At 59.2% G+C, this 14,674-nt stretch carries 15 protein-coding genes; 3 read left to right on the top strand and 12 right to left on the bottom strand.

The features are described from left to right. Positions 1 to 4: 4 nt before the first annotated feature. The 5 genes from hflX to QML71_RS12300 all read right to left on the bottom strand — a co-directional run bounded on the left by hflX (position 5) and on the right by QML71_RS12300 (position 5,684). Complete coding sequence (hflX, locus tag QML71_RS12320; protein WP_282012230.1) at positions 5 to 1,291, bottom strand: GTPase HflX; 1,287 nt, start codon at positions 1,289 to 1,291, stop codon at positions 5 to 7. A 199-nt stretch (positions 1,292 to 1,490) separates the two neighbouring features. Beyond that, positions 1,491 to 2,000 (bottom strand): hypothetical protein, encoded by a 510-nt coding sequence (locus QML71_RS12315; RefSeq protein WP_282012229.1) that lies wholly within the window; start codon positions 1,998 to 2,000, stop codon positions 1,491 to 1,493. Between the two features lie 39 nt (positions 2,001 to 2,039). Next, on the bottom strand, positions 2,040 to 3,578 hold the full coding sequence (locus QML71_RS12310) for a glycosyltransferase (protein WP_282012228.1): 1,539 nt from the start codon (positions 3,576 to 3,578) through the stop codon (positions 2,040 to 2,042). 12 nt (positions 3,579 to 3,590) lie between these two features. After that, entirely contained in the window at positions 3,591 to 5,132 is a 1,542-nt protein-coding gene (locus tag QML71_RS12305; RefSeq protein WP_282012227.1) for a B12-binding domain-containing radical SAM protein, read from the bottom strand. A 168-nt stretch (positions 5,133 to 5,300) separates the two neighbouring features. After that, a complete protein-coding gene (locus QML71_RS12300) occupies positions 5,301 to 5,684 on the bottom strand; it encodes a tetratricopeptide repeat protein (protein ID WP_282012226.1) in 384 nt (127 codons plus the stop codon). Between the two features lie 118 nt (positions 5,685 to 5,802). Between QML71_RS12300 and QML71_RS12295 the strand changes: the two genes are divergently transcribed. The 3 genes from QML71_RS12295 (at position 5,803) to QML71_RS12285 (ending at position 8,553) form a co-directional block, all read left to right on the top strand. Beyond that, the gene (locus QML71_RS12295; protein ID WP_282012225.1) at positions 5,803 to 6,555 is read left to right on the top strand and encodes a formylglycine-generating enzyme family protein; all 753 of its coding nucleotides are present in this window, start codon (positions 5,803 to 5,805) and stop codon (positions 6,553 to 6,555) included. An 88-nt stretch (positions 6,556 to 6,643) separates the two neighbouring features. Further along, positions 6,644 to 7,687 carry a GGDEF domain-containing protein gene (locus QML71_RS12290; protein ID WP_282012224.1) on the top strand — a complete coding sequence of 348 codons (1,044 nt, stop codon included), beginning with the start codon at positions 6,644 to 6,646 and terminating at the stop codon, positions 7,685 to 7,687. A 41-nt stretch (positions 7,688 to 7,728) separates the two neighbouring features. Continuing rightward, on the top strand, positions 7,729 to 8,553 hold the full coding sequence (locus QML71_RS12285) for a carboxypeptidase-like regulatory domain-containing protein (RefSeq protein WP_282012223.1): 825 nt from the start codon (positions 7,729 to 7,731) through the stop codon (positions 8,551 to 8,553). A gap of 4 nt (positions 8,554 to 8,557) precedes the next feature. On the opposite strand, the gene QML71_RS12280 is transcribed toward QML71_RS12285, so the two are convergent. The 7 genes from QML71_RS12280 to mltF form a co-directional block, all read right to left on the bottom strand. Further along, complete coding sequence (locus QML71_RS12280; RefSeq protein ID WP_282012222.1) at positions 8,558 to 10,123, bottom strand: ankyrin repeat domain-containing protein; 1,566 nt, start codon at positions 10,121 to 10,123, stop codon at positions 8,558 to 8,560. Positions 10,124 to 10,292: 169 nt separating this feature from the next. Next, complete coding sequence (locus QML71_RS12275; protein ID WP_282012221.1) at positions 10,293 to 11,102, bottom strand: carboxypeptidase-like regulatory domain-containing protein; 810 nt, start codon at positions 11,100 to 11,102, stop codon at positions 10,293 to 10,295. 46 nt (positions 11,103 to 11,148) lie between these two features. After that, positions 11,149 to 11,622, bottom strand: coding sequence for a c-type cytochrome (locus QML71_RS12270; protein WP_282012220.1), 474 nt, complete (start codon positions 11,620 to 11,622; stop codon positions 11,149 to 11,151). Between the two features lie 242 nt (positions 11,623 to 11,864). Further along, complete coding sequence (locus QML71_RS12265) at positions 11,865 to 12,329, bottom strand: tRNA (cytidine(34)-2'-O)-methyltransferase (RefSeq protein WP_282012219.1); 465 nt, start codon at positions 12,327 to 12,329, stop codon at positions 11,865 to 11,867. Positions 12,330 to 12,350: 21 nt separating this feature from the next. Further along, complete coding sequence (locus QML71_RS12260) at positions 12,351 to 12,566, bottom strand: hypothetical protein (RefSeq protein WP_282012218.1); 216 nt, start codon at positions 12,564 to 12,566, stop codon at positions 12,351 to 12,353. A 156-nt stretch (positions 12,567 to 12,722) separates the two neighbouring features. Next, positions 12,723 to 13,127: a peptide-methionine (R)-S-oxide reductase MsrB gene (gene msrB, locus QML71_RS12255; protein ID WP_282012217.1), complete on the bottom strand. Its 405-nt coding sequence runs from the start codon at positions 13,125 to 13,127 to the stop codon at positions 12,723 to 12,725. A 32-nt stretch (positions 13,128 to 13,159) separates the two neighbouring features. Further along, positions 13,160 to 14,524, bottom strand: a complete 1,365-nt coding sequence (mltF, locus tag QML71_RS12250) for a membrane-bound lytic murein transglycosylase MltF (protein ID WP_282012216.1) — start codon at positions 14,522 to 14,524, stop codon at positions 13,160 to 13,162. Positions 14,525 to 14,674: the final 150 nt, after the last annotated feature.

Below are 14,674 nucleotides of genomic sequence, written 5' to 3'. Positions count from 1 at the left end.
TTCTTCAGGCGTAGCCGTTCAAAAGTTCCATGAGGCGCGCTTTGTGGTGCGGCCAGATGCGCAGGTCCAGCGTCACGGCGTTGTTGTGGTATTGCTGATCGACGACCAGCGCGTGCTTGCGGATTTCCGGAATCAAATCCGAACGCGTGTAGGCCAGTTCCACCTGGTAGGGCACCAGCCGCGCTTCGTAGTGATCGACGATGGCCTGCCGCAGTTCCGCCATGCCGGTCTGCCGGTGGCACGACACGAACACCGCGTCCGGGTACAACCGCCGCATCTCCTCCAGATCATTCCCGTTTTCCAGTTGATCGATCTTGTTGAACACGCGCACCGTCGGTGTGTCGTGCACACCGAGTTCGTTGAGCACGCTTTCGGCGGTGGTCATCTGCCGCCGGTAATGCGGATGGCTGATGTCGATGACGTGCACCAGCAGGTTGGCGTTGCGCACTTCGTCCAGCGTGCTTTTGAACGACGCGACCAGATCGTGCGGCAGTTTGTCGATGAGGCCGACGGTGTCGGCGAGCAGAATCGGATACGGAAAATTCTTTTTGACTTTGCGCACGGTGGCGTCGAGCGTGGCGAACAGTTTGTTCTCGACCAGCGTGTCGGCGCCGGTCAGGCAGTTCATCAACGTGGATTTGCCGACGTTGGTGTACCCCACCAGCGCGACCTGGTACGCGGTCTGGCGGCTTTTACGCTGCGTCTGCTTTTCCTTGTGGATACGGCTGAGCTTTTTGGTGAGTTTGGAAATCTGGTCACGGATCATGCGGCGGTCCAGCTGGATCTGCGTTTCACCGACGTCGCGCATGCCGATGCCGCCGCGCTGCCGCGACAAGTGACCCCACATCCGGGTCAACCGCGGTAACGCGTATTTCAACCGCGCCAGTTCCACCTGCGTTTTGGCCTCGCTGGTGCGGGCGTGGTCGCTGAAAATCTCGAGAATGATCCACGGCCGGTCCACCACGTTGCACTTGAGCAGTTTTTCCAGGTTGCGCGTTTGCGCCGGCGACAGCGTTTCGTCGAAGATGACGATTTCCGCCTCGTGGTGCTTCACCGCCTGCTCCAACTCCTCGACCTTGCCGCTGCCGAGATAGGTTTTGGGGTGGATCGTGGTCAGGCGCTGGGTGAGGGTGGCGACGGGATCGTAATGCGCCGTTTCGGCAAGCCCGGCCAGCTCGTCCAACGAGTCGCCTACGGGCGCGCCCGAATTCTGCTGCGCCTCGACACCCACAAGTATGGCGCGGGGGGTGTGGCTGCTTTGTTTCTGGGTGTCGAAAAATTCAGGTTTCATCTGTCCCCATTATATCGCGTGTGCATAACGGGAACCAAATCTTTACGCGGGTCCTGAAAAAAATAAAGCGGGTGGGTGCTACCGCGGCCGGGTGAGGGGATAGTGTTGCTTTTGCTGGAGTTGCCCGTCACGCCCATAATGTTCGCTGTACACCATGCGTCCGTTTTGGTGACGGTACACGAACTCGACGGGTGAGGCCTCAATCCGCGAACAGGTGGCCGACCCACAACAGCAGCACCATCACGACCGACAAGGTGTGTTGCGTGTGCAACAGGCGCGTGACCTGCGCGCCGGGCTGATCGGCACCCTGCAACTTCATGGCCAGGCCCGACAGACAGAGCACGCCGATCAATCCCCAGCCCGCCCACAACACCCAGTTGCTGTCCTCCGCCCACCAGCCGTGGAGATAAGAGAGGCCCAACATCACCGGATTGCCCCAGTAATGGTAATTGCGAAAGCGCACCTTCCACTGCACCGGCTTGCGCACGAATAAATCGGGCACCAGGTTGCGCGCGCGGCGCGGCAGGCGGCGCACGCCCATGTGGTAGTACCAGAACGCGTTGAGTACGACCAGTCCCCACAAGGACACCACGCCCAGCGCGTCGCTCACCGCTTCCAGCACCGTATCTTCTTTGTCATGGGGGTCGTCGCCGTTGGCCGCTGTGGGAGAAGGAGACAGCAGCAGGAACCACGTCAGTAGAAAAATCACCGTTAGAAACGAGCGTAGACGTGGAGAGCGAACGGTCATTTATTTATGCGGTGCGGGGTGTTGAGAGGAAGGCGACGTTTTGGGCAGGGTGATGGCTTTGCCGCGCAGTTGCCGCCAGAACAGGCGCAGGAACACTTTCAGGTAATTGGGACCGGTCTTGAGCAGGTTGAAGCTGGAAAACCCCATGTCCACCGAACGGTTGATCCATGAAATGGGCACTTCCTCGACCTTGTAACCAAGCAGCAGTGGTTGCAGTCCGGTTTCGGCATTGGCGGCGAAGTCGTGCGCCTCCAACCGCAGGTTCTGCGCGACCTCGCGTTTTATCAGTTTCAGATTGTTGGTGAGATCGCGCAGGTATTTGCGAAACAGAATGCGCGCCAAAAGATGAAACGCACGGTTGGCGAGGATCTTGGTGAACGCGTAATTGAGCAACACGCTGTCGCGCGAGAAGCGGGAACCGATGGCCACGTCCGCGCCCGCCGCCACGGCGTCGAACAAACCGGTCAGCTCCGGCAGGATATGCTGGAAGTCGCAGTCCATGAGCAGGATGTAATCGCCTTGAGCGGCGGCGAGACCGTCGCGCAACGCCCGTCCCACGCCATTCGGCGGCGTGCGTTTCACCACCCGCACGCGCGGGTCTTCGGCGTGCAAGGCTTCGCCCACTTCCGCCGTGCGGTCGCGGCTGTTGTCATCGACCAGCACGATCTCCTGGATGTAGTCGTTGAAGTATCCGGTCAGGTTGGCGACCAGTGGTTTGAGATTGGCTTCCTCATTGTGACACGGCACCACCACCGACACCCGGCCTTTCAGTGACGCGTGCCGGGTGAGGGGGACGGGCGGCCGCGTCCAGCCTTCCGCCGCGGGGTTCCGTCCGTTGAGGTACAACTCACCCGCGAAGTTGCGCACGTAGGGCATGTTTTCCAACACAAGGCTCAGGTTCTGCACCGGCCACAGCAGCGCTTTCGGCAACGGCGGGAACAGAAAGTCGTAAGGCAGAATGCGGATGCCGGTGAAGCCGATCTCGGAGAGGATCGACATCATCTCGATGCGGTTGAAGCGCGGGCCTTCGTCGCGCAGCGGGACAAAAGGAAAGAGCCGCGTGAAAAAACGGCGCAGTTGCGAATACGGGTTCCACGGATTGGGTTCGAACAGCAGGAAACGTCCGCCGGGCTTCAGCAGTTTGCGCGCTTCGTTGAGAAACGCGCCGTAGTTGTCCGCGGGCAGCATGTGCCAGGCGACGATGTAGTCGAACTTGCGACCGGCCAGCGCACCGGGGAATTGGTGCAGCAGCACGGACTCGAGGTTGTCCGGTTTGTTCGCGTTGAGTTTTTCGAAGTAATCGGAATTGAACGTCGCGGCGGTGACGGGGTGGTCGTGATCGTGCAGGTCGGCGATCTCGCGGGTCCAGCGTCCATCGCCGCAACCGATATCGAGGATCGATTCGCCGGGCAGCATGTGAAACAGGTGACGCGCCATGTGCGCCCGCCATTGCAGGCGCAGATCGATGAAGTAATCCTTGCGGTCCCAATAATCGAGGCGGGCGCGTTCGCGCTGGCGCAGGGCTTCCACCACGTCCATGCTACGGAGTCCTCATGCGGTTTTGAACAGGCGTCCGAGCCGGGCTTTGAACAGGCTCAACGCGTCCTTGAGCATCGACTTCACCATCTTGTTGCTCTTGTTGGCGGCGCGTTCGGAGAAGAAATCGCGGAACAGGTAGTAGATGCGTACCGGTTTGCGCAGGAAGTAGAATACGTAGAACAGGCCCTGCCCGAAGATCACCAGAAACGACAACTCGCGGTGACCGAAGCGCGGGTTGTACGACGTCTTGCGCGCGCCGAAATCCTGAAATGTGAACAGGCTCATCAGGTAAGCGTCGTCGAGTTCGGGAATCACTCCGTTTTCGCGGAGCTGGTTGAACGACTCGGTATTCGGTTGCGGCGAGTAAGCGTTGAGATTGACATTGGTGAAACCGAGCCACGCACATTTGATCATGGTGGCGTAGGTTTTGAACACGCTTTTGTAGGTGTCCTCGGGAAAGCCGATGATGAAGAAGCAGCCGACATTGATGCCCGCCTTCAACGCCTCGTTGGCGGAGACAAACATCTTGTCGAGATCGACTTTTTTCTTGATGGCTTTCAGCACTTCCGGGTCGCCTGACTCCGGCGCGAAGGCGAACTCGTGGCACCCCGCCGCCTTCAATTTTTTGGCGAGGTCGTAGTCGATGGCTTCGCTGCGCGTGCCCGACGGCATCTGGAAGGTGATCTCCATGCCGCGCGCCAGCACCTCGTCGCAGAAGGCGTGCATCCAGTCGCGGCGCACGATGGCCGTCAGGTCTTCGAACTGAAAATCGGTGACGCCGTAACGCTGCATGTAGGTCTGCATTTCATCGACCACGTTTTTGTGATCGCGCGCCGTCCACTCCGTGGTCCACATGTTGGGGCTGGTGCAGAACGTGCACTGGAACGGGCATCCGCGTGTCGCCAGCATGGGCATGAAGCGTCCCTGCGACGCGCCGTGCGGCTGGTTGACGGCGTTGTACTGCTCGATGTCGAACAGGTCCCACGCCGGCCAGGGAATGGCGTCGATGTCGCGGATGCGGTTGTGACGCGGGTTGGTCTGCACGCTGCCGTCGCCTTGGCGGAAGGCGATGCCGGAAAGGTCGTCCACAGATTCGTTGCGCGCCCAGCGGTCGAGCAGGTTCACGATGATCTCTTCGCCCTCGCCCAGCACCACCGCGTCGAGCGGTGCCTGTTGCAGAGAAAATTCAGGAAAGCCGGTGACGTGTTCGCCGCCCATGACCAGGCGTTTGCCGGGAAACCGGTCGCGGATACCGTTCACCAGTTCGCGCACATACACCCAGTTGGAGCTGAACATGCAGCCCAGGCCGATGACCTCGGCGTCCTGGGGAATGCGTTCGATGATCTCGGCGTTTTCCAGGCCGCGGATGTGCACGCCGTGGAACTCGAAAAAATGCCGGGGCGCGGAGCCGGGTCCGTCCACCACCGTCACCTCGTGCCCGGCCTCGCGCAACGCGGCGGCGATGTAGGCCAGGCCGAGCGGCGGCATGCTGATGGTCGAGACGAAGTTGGTCAGCGACACAAATTTGGATGGCTCAATCAGGCAAATTTTCATCGAAGCAACGGTTGGATTGTGTGATCTGAAACGGAAAATGACTGTCTTTCAAGTGTAACAGGTATTGCCTTCATCTCAAGGAAATCGTGCCCCATGGCAGGGGGCCGAACGGGGCTGCCCTGCAACGCGCGGGCGGGTGCGCGGTAACGCGGGATTTTGCAGGGGGTTTCAATCGTTCCGGTCGCTGGGGGCGAACTCGCCGGGGTCGAGCTTGAACTTGTGGTAGTACTCCTGCACCTTGGTGCGGGCGGTTTCCTTTTGCAATGGCGCGTTGCGCTGCGCGAACAGGTTGCCCGCCTTGATCATGTGCACGATGGCGTGGCGGCCGTCGCCTATTTTTTCGTACAGGCAGCCGAGATTGAAATGCGCCTCCGCCGAGCCTTCATCGAGGCGCACCGTTTCCTGGAACGCCGCCAGCGCTTCCTGATTCCGGCCCAGATGTTCGTATTCCACTCCCAGCTCAAAATGCAGGCGAGGATTGTCCGGATGGTGCCGCAGGCGCTCCTGGCATTCCTTGATTTTGTCGGTCTTGAACCAGTCCAAAAGGCCCATGATGGTCTCCCTCGCCTCCTCAAAACGGTGGATATGCAATCGTGCGTTCCGCTATAGATAATGTTACGATGCACGAGTTACCGATTCGTTTTACTGAAAATTCATTAAGGTTGAAGGAATGATGATGCGATATGGACTGTGGATGCGCGCCTTCCTGCTGGCGTGCTGTGTGTGGGCCGGACCGGCCCTGGCCCCGGACGGGGTCCGGGCGAATGAAAATCCCGAAGCTCCGGCAGGCATGGTGTACATTCCCGCCGGGACCTTCACCATGGGGCTGGAGGGAGCCAGCAATAAATTTCCCCATAAAGTGTTTCTCGATGGATTTTTCATCGACACACACGAAGTGACGCAGGAAGAGTACGTGGCCATCCGCGGCGCCAACCCGTCGAAGTTGAAAGGCGAGAACCGCCCCGCCGATCAGGTGACCTGGCTGGAAGCCAATGCCTACTGCAAACAGGTGGACAAACGCCTGCCGACAGAAGCGGAATGGGAAAAGGCCGCGCGGGCGGGCACGCAGACGTTGTATTACTGGGGCGACGAACACAGCGGCGACCACGCCTGGTTTGAAGACAACTCCGGCGAGGCAACCCACCCGGTGGGGCAAAAAACGCCGAATGCCTTCGGCTTGTACGATGTGTCCGGCAACGTCTGGGAATGGGTGACCGACTGGTACGACAAAACCTATTATGAACGCAGCCCTCCGGCCAATCCACAAGGCCCCGAAACCGGCACGGAAAAAACCCTGCGCGGCGGATCGTGGTACTCCGGCGCGCGGCACCAGATGACCGCCACCCGGTTCTGGTCGGAACCGCACATCCGCAATTCCAACTTCGGTTTCCGCTGCGCCAAAGACGCCCCCAAAACGCCGTAACGGAGGCCGCCGGAGCGGAGACCCTGCGGGGAACCCGCGCCCGATCTGGTACAATCGAAATGAATGTTCCGATGCGCAACAGGTGATCATGGGAATCCCATCCGAAAACACATCGCTCAAGCTTCCCGGCGGCGGCTCCATCACGCCGGAAGAAGTCGAAAGACTGATTGCCTTGCTGACGCTGTTCATGGACGGTGCGGGCCGGGTGCTGCCCGCCGATCACGGGCTGCATGAAAAGCTGGATGCATTGAAACAGCAACTGCCGTCCGTCACCGTGAGCGTGGAACCGCCGTTGCAAAAGGAGTTGCAGGAAGGGTTTGACATTTTAAAGATGAATGTGGACCTGCGCCTGCTGGAGCGCGGCGGGTTGGTGGAGATCATCCGCGCGCTGTCGCGGTCGCTCACTTCCATGTTTGGCAAGGGGAGCAACCTGGAGCAGGGGCTGGAGCGGTTGATCGACGAGCTGGAAGAAACGCGCGAGCTGAAATACACGCTTGCCATCCGCGACAAGTTGCTCGCCATCACCGAGCAGATTCAGCAACGGTTCGGCACCGTGCGCAACGAATTCGAACGTCTGCATGAGCATTGCCTGACCCTGCAGGCCCGCGTCGATACGCAGGGGCAGGTGATTGTGGACGGGCTGACGCGCATCCTCAACCGCACCGCGTACGATCTGAAAATCGACGAGAACCTGAAAGTCTTCCACAAGACGCGCGATGCGTTTTTCCTGGCGTTGTTCGATATCGATGATTTCCTGCACATCCAGGACAGGCAGGGGGCGGAAGCGGCGAATAACGTGTTGTGCAGTGTTGCGGCGGTGATCCGTGACGGCGTGCGGCAATCCGATTTTGTGTACCGCTACAGCCAGGATCAGTTTGTGGTGTTGTTTCACCAATCCACGTACAAGAACGTGCGGGGCGCCGTCGAGCGGCTGCGCGATCAGGTGGAAACGGTGCGTACGCATTTGATGAACGACGTTCACGATCAACAGGGCAACCGCCTCCGCGTGACCGTCAGCATCGGTCTCGCCCAGGCCAAGGAAGGCGATACCAAAGCCACTCTGTTCAAGCGCGCGGAAGGGGCTCTGCACCGGGCCAAGTTGCAGGGCAAAAACCGCGTGGCCATCAGTTGATGGGGTATAGGTGGCCCCGTTGTCACCGTCGGGATGGAGGCATGAAACGGTTTCATCATTTCCATTGGATGGGAGTCCTGCTCTCTTTCGCGCTGACAGCCTGTTCCGGCGAGCATGTGATCGAAGGCACAGTGGTTGATTACGACACCCGCGAGCCGGTTGCCGGAGTGAGGGTGCAGGCGCACCAGACCGGCTGGAAGATCACGCGCGACAGCGTGACCTGGGATCACACGTACACGTTTGATACGGTGACCGACCAGCGCGGGAAATTCCGCCTCGTGTACGATGTCGGCAACAGCGCCAAAATTCAGGTTGCGCGCAAAGGTTACGTGCCTTTCACGCACTGGTATGAAGCCGACTCGACGCCGGTGCTCAAGATCAAACGCAAAAATCCAGACCACAAGCCGGTGCGGTTCGGCGTCATGCGCATCGGCGTGGAGAACCATCAGCCGTTCGGCTGGTCGTTCGCTGAAGGCCGCATCGCTTTCGATCCGGAAGAAGCGGATGTGTTTCCCATGTTCGGTTCCAAAACCGACTGGAACCACATCCGTCTCGCCGTGGCCGGCGGCGGGGGCCTGCAATTTGTTTCCGCCTCGGAACTGGAAGTGGACGGGGATTATCTGGTGTACACCGACCGCGCGCCCCGGCAAGGGTATGCCGAGAATCTGGAAATGAATTTTGAAGAACCCGGCGGCGTGTATTTTGTGCGCACCCGCGACGGGCGGCATTACGCCAAGTTTGAGTTCGATCCCACCCGCCTCGCCACCGAGGGCGGCACCTCCGGCTACACGCAGGGCAACTGGGCGTTGCTGTTGATGTACCTGCACAACGCGTCCGGCGGCCGCTACCTGAAATACGAGAAGTAATGGTTCAACCCGGCGCGAGCAACGCCGCAATTTCCGCGTGCCCGCCCAGGCGCGCACTCTGGGCGGCGGTCCAGCCATCCTGCGTTTGCGCTTTGGGATTCGCACCGCGATCCAGCAACCATTGTACGATTTCCCGATTGCCTTCGAACGCCGCGCTCATCAGTGCGGTCCAGCCATTGTCTGCCTGCCGGTTCACCTCCGCTCCCCGTTCGAGCAGCAGACGTACCGTTTCCGGATGGTTGCCGAAGGCAGCGCTGATCAGGGGTGTCAGACCCCGGCTGTCGGGCTGATTGACATCCAATCCTTTTTTGAGGAACAGTTGGACGATATCGAGGTTGCCGCCAAAGGCGGCGCTGTTGAGTACGGTGAACGGTTCATTCTGTTGGTGCTCGAAGGCGGCTCCGTGATCGAGCAGAAACCGCAGCAGGCTGAGGTGGCCGCGTGACGCGGCGATCTTGAGCGGCGTCATGCCCTGTTCATCGCGGCTGTTGACATCGGCCCCGTGTTCCACGAGCAAACGCACCACCACTTCATGTCCTCCGCGCACGGCTCCCGCCAGGGCCGTGCGGCCAAAGTGGTCGCGGACATGCACATCGGCTTTTTTTTCCAGAAGCAGTTTGACCGTGATCGCATCGTCGCGGATGGCGGCGGCCATCAATGCCGTCAGGCCTTCGTGGTCCTGCAGGTTCACCTGTGCGCCGCGTTCGAGTAGCAACCGCACCACGTCGCGGCGTCCACGATACGCGGTGTCGATCAACGCCGTGCGGCCGAAGGCATCGGTGGCATCGATGTTCGCACCGTGGTCCAGGAGCATGGGAACCATCATTACTTTGCCACCCACGGCGGCGTCCATCAGCAAGGTGAATCCATCGTTATTCCGCAAGCTGACCTGGGCGTCGTGTTCCAAAAGAATCCGGACGATCTCCACCTGATCGCGCATGGCTGCCAGCCATAGGGCGGAGTACCCGTTGCGGTCGCGCACATCGACCTCGGCGTGGTGCTCGATCAACAGCCGCACCATTTCGGGATCGCCGGTGGTGGCGGCCCACATCAACGGAGTGAACCCGAATTGATCGCGGTGGTTGGGATCGGCTTTTCTGTCCAGCAGTGTGCGGACGAGACCGGGATTGCCTCCGGCGACGGCGCTCATCAACACCGTGCGGCCGTCGTGGTCACGGCTGAGTGCGTCGGCGCCGGCCTCGATCAATGCCTGTGCGAGGTCGCCATTGCCATTGAGCGCGGCATGCATGAGTGGTGTGAATCCGTTCGAGCTGGCGGCGTCCACAGGTGCGTTTCGCTGGAGCAGCCACAGCGCCGCGTCTGCTGCATCCTGTTCCGTGGCTTCCACCAATGCTCCCGCCAGGGCGCGCGGATGCGGTCCGTGCGCCACCACCCAGGTATCCATGCGGGCGATGTTGCCTTCCTTTGCAAACTGGATCAATTGTTGAACGGCTTCGGGACGGACCGAATCTTGCGTAGAAGGCGTGCTGGTGTCGCAGCCGGAGGCCGCAAACAAAAGCGCCGCAACAAGCAGGCGGGCAAGGCATGTGTGGAGCGGGCGGGACGTCATGCGAGTGTCTCAACAGGTGAATCATCCGAGATCACTTTCGATTCAAGTTATACGCTTTCGATCGGAGCGATTCAACCGTTGTTTTGGAAAACACTCTGGGAATGGAACGGGGGAAGGCGGTACCGGACCCCAGTCCGATACCGCCTGAGGGAGGTTCTCGGGAGGAGGCTTACTTGGACACCAACTCGAAGTTCACACTGGCTGTGCCGCCAGCGCCGACCGTCACCTCCTGCGTCACCTCACCGACATAAGGGTGCCATGCGGTGACCTGGTACGTGCCGGCTGGAATCTGATCCAACTGGAACGTGCCGTCTTTACCCGTGACCGCGTAATACGGGTTCCACGCAACGCGTGCATCGGCTTCCATGAAGTTGTGCTGATCGCACTGCAGGAAGAAATGGTCGTCGCGTCCGGGACGCATCCGCATCAGGTTGCGGGTGACGTCGGCGACATCGCCTTTACTCGGCAGCGGTTTGTTGAACAGGGTTTTGCGCTGCGCGCCGTTCACGGCATAGCCGTGCGGGTTGTGCAGGATGTTCGGGTCCTGATTGACGATCTGTACCCCGCCTTCCCGCACGCCACGCTCCGGTTTGTGGATGACGGCCACTTTGGGAAAGATGTCGCAGTCCTTGAAATCGAACTTTATGGTTTCATCCTTCCAGTCCTTGCCCTGGTCGATGTTCTGGATGAAGACCACCGCGCCCACCAGCTTTCCGTTTTCGATCCGGACTTTGTGACGGGGCCGCATGCCGTCTTGGGTGGCATCGGGATGCGTCATGCAGAACTCGAAGTTTTTGCCTTTGCTCAGATCTTCCATGATGGGCGGCGGAGGCGTGCCTTTAAACAGCACGGCGCCGATCAGTGCGCCGCCGTTTTTCACATCGATGGCCTGGTATCCTTTTCCGGCAGCCAGGCCGGTGCCGGTGGCGACAGCGAGCGCCACCAATACGGTGAGTGTTTGAAGTATTCGTGTTTTCATGCTGCACCTCCTCTTGGAGAGTGGTTTATACATTGCAAGCCGCGGTTCACTTTGCAAACGAAGTCTGGATGTATTTGACGAGATCCCATATTTCGGAATCGCTCAGTTTTTTACCGTGAGCGATCATGCCGGTTCCCGCGGATCCGTTTTTGATGACCCAGAACATTTGTCCCGGAGAAATATCCTGCATGGTGGCGGCGCAGGTGAAATTGCGCGGCGCCGGTTTCAAGGCTTTGCCCAGCGGGCCTTGTCCATCGCCCTTGTCGCCGTGACACATTTTGCAGGCCATCGGTTTGGCGGATTTCTGAAACAGGACTTCGCCTTTTTCAGCACGGGCTCCGCCGGGGATGTCCTGTTTCAAAAAACTGGACGGTGCGGTTTTGGTTTTACGCGGTTGCGGACAGTCTGCCGCCGCCCATGCCGGGCTGGCAGTCCACAACAGACTGCATGTCAGGGCCGCCAGCCAGAAGAACGATTTGAGACCGGAATGCCGGTGGTGGTGGGGTCGGTTGGAAAGCATAATCGGTTCCTTTCAGGTGAATGGATGATCCGGTTGAGCTTGGGAGAACCTCTCCACGTTGCGCTGGGTGTCTCCTTCACCTTTCAATATAGAGGGTGAAAATTAAGAGACTCTTAAGGCGGGCTTAATTCTCTTTCATTAGAAGACGTTCATGTTGGAGGTGGCGTGCAGCCAACGCTCAAGGCGTCAAGGGCGGAAAGAACTGATAAACGCGTGCTTGGAGAGGCGGGGACGCGTGCGGGTCAGACGCCAAGCTGGCGGATGGCTTCGTACACGGCGATTGACACCGCGTTGGAGAGGTTGAGCGAACGCACGCGGTCGTCGTACTGCGGAATGCGCACGGCGGTTTCGGCGTGCTGTTGGATCAGGTCCTCCGGCAGGCCCAGCGTTTCCTTGCCGAATATCAGATAGCTGCCGGGTGCGAAGCGGTGTTCGAAATAATGTCGCTGCGCCTTCTTGGAAAAAAAGACACAGGGCGCGCCTGCGGGCAGGGTTTTCAGAAACGCGTCCCAGTCCGCATGCCGCACCACGTTCAGGTATTGCCAGTAATCGAGTCCGGCCCGTTTGAGGCGGCTGTCGGTGATCTCGAAGCCGAGCGGTTCGACCAGGTGCAGCGTGGACTGCGTGGCCAGGCACAGGCGGCCGATGGACCCCGTGTTCGATGGGATTTCGGGTTCGAGCAACACGACGTTCAGGTTATGAGGCATGCCTTGTTGGGGAGGAAGCGGTCAGTGCCGCGGACGGATTCGATAAAAATATCCGTCGAGGGAGGCGAAGCTGCCGTTGCGCACCACGCCCAGAAAGACCTTGGCTTTTTCTTCGGAAACGGTGTTCAACACCTCTTCCAGCTCTTGGTAAGAAATGTCTTCCCATTCCTGGCAATCGGCCGATCGCTCCAATGGGTAGGGGGAAATGTCTTCCATCTTGATATGAAACCTGTCCATTCGCATTGCTATCATGATCCTCGCTGGGTTGTCTGTGTTCAGGGAAACCACGATATATATACCACAACCTGTGCCGATTGGAACGAGCAACTGCTTTTTGTTTGAGGAAACGCCGGGGCAGGGAGGGACCACCAAAGCCCGGCAGGATGCGGGCCGTCAGCCGCCGGACTCGTTTTTTTTATGCTTCAGGGATACCGAGTTGATGCAATAGCGCAGGCCTGTCGGAGCCGGACCGTCGTTGAACACGTGGCCGAGGTGGGCGTCGCACCGCGAGCACAACACCTCGACGCGGCGCATCCACAGCGTGCGGTCTTCCTTCGTGTCCACCGCGTCCTGCGCCTGCGGCTGGTAGAAACTGGGCCAGCCGGTGCCGGAGTCGAACTTGGTGTCCGATGTGAACAGCGGCTGGTCGCAACAGACGCAATGGTACATGCCCGGCGTTTTGGTGTCCCAGTATTCTCCGGAAAAGGCGGCTTCGGTGCCGTGTTCCCGGCATACCCGGTATTGTTCCGAGTTGAGCTGGTCGCGCCAGGTTTTTTCGTCTTTTTTGATTTTGTCCATAATTCAAACCTGAAAGAAATGAAACGGAACGGTTATTTGAGTTCCCGGGCCAGGATGTTGGCATAGTCCCGGACCCGTTGCACGTAACGAACCGGTTCCCGTCCGCGGGCGTACCCGTATTTCAGCTTTTTATAATATTTCTTCTGGCTCAGCAAGGGAAGCACTTCCTTGATGTCTTCCCATGAATGCGGGTCCTTGCCCAGGTCGCGGGCCAGCTTTTGCGCGTCGTGCATGTGTGCGCGGCCGACATTGTAGGCGGCAAGCGCGAGGAAGGTGCGGTCGGGCTCGGAGATCTCTTCCTTGAACCGCTGCTTGAGCTTGTGCAGGTATTTGGCTCCGGCCATGATGCTGGCTTTCGGATCCAGCCGGCTTTTCACTCCCAGCGATTTGGCGGTGACCAGGGTCAGCATCATGATGCCGCGTACACCGGTGGGGCTCTTCGCACGCGGGTTCCATTTCGACTCCTGGTACGCCTGCGCCGCAAGCAGGTTGTGCGGCAGGCCGTACTGTTGCGATGCCTTCTCGAACAGGTTCTTGTATTTGGGATAGCGTTCTCGGAAGTGGCGCTGGAAAGTGGCGATGTTGACGTAATCGAATTTTGGAATGTATTTGTAGTACTTCGCAATCACCGCGTCGTAATCACCGGAATTGCTGAACTCCTCGAGCCAGTCTTCGATCTCATCATTCAGATCGTCAGCGCCCTGCGGCAACACCCAGGCCAGCGATTCCGGCTTCGTGATATTGAACTGAACCGTCAGCTCCGGATAATAACGGCGGTTGATTTTTACGATGGTGGAATCGGCGACGGTGCAGTCGATTTCTTTTTCCCAGACCAGTTCAAACACCTCTTCGGTGTCCGTATCGGTGGTGGTGGTCCAACTGAGGTCGGGATGCTTGGCCTTCAGCTTCTCAAGGTTTTCCTCGTAACTGGTGCCCGCGACCACCACGAAGCTCACATTTTTTTCTATTAATTCCTCCAGCGAATCCGGTTGCACTCCTCCGCGGCGGCAGACTATCTGTTGCGTGACTTCCTGATAGGCGGGGCCGAACAAAAAATGCTTGCCACGCAGATCGGTTTTGGTGATGCCCGCGGCCGCGAGATCGGCCTCTCCCTGTTTCAACGCCTCCAGAATCTCGCTCATGGAGTTTTTGACTTTGAATTCCACCTCGACGCCCAGATGCCCGGCAAATGCCGTGACCAGGTCGTACTCCGGACCGGCGGGATTGCCCTGGGCATTGAAGTGGTAGGTGGTGGGCGCGTTGCGGGTGAGCACGACCAGCTTGCCCGCTTCGCGGATTTCGTCGAGGTTGCGGTGATCGTCACCCAGAGAGCCGCCACAGCCGAACCCTGTCAGGATCAGTGCAACCGCGAAACATGTCCGATAGAATGCAGTCATAAGGAAATGCTTAATTTAAAGTGAAAACCAATGTAGTGCACAAACAGGGTAAGAAAAGAACCGGAGGAATACAAGGGGCAGGGGATGAAAAGAAAAACTGGAAGAGGGGAAAGTGCAATGGGCTCCTCTGTATGCTTGCGTCCGGCAGGT

Origin of the sequence: Nitrospina watsonii, from assembly GCF_946900835.1 — a bacterium.
Taxonomy (GTDB): domain Bacteria; phylum Nitrospinota; class Nitrospinia; order Nitrospinales; family Nitrospinaceae; genus Nitrospina; species Nitrospina watsonii.
The sequence above is the reverse complement of the archived record's forward strand: the minus strand, read 5'-3'. Positions and strand labels throughout refer to the sequence as shown.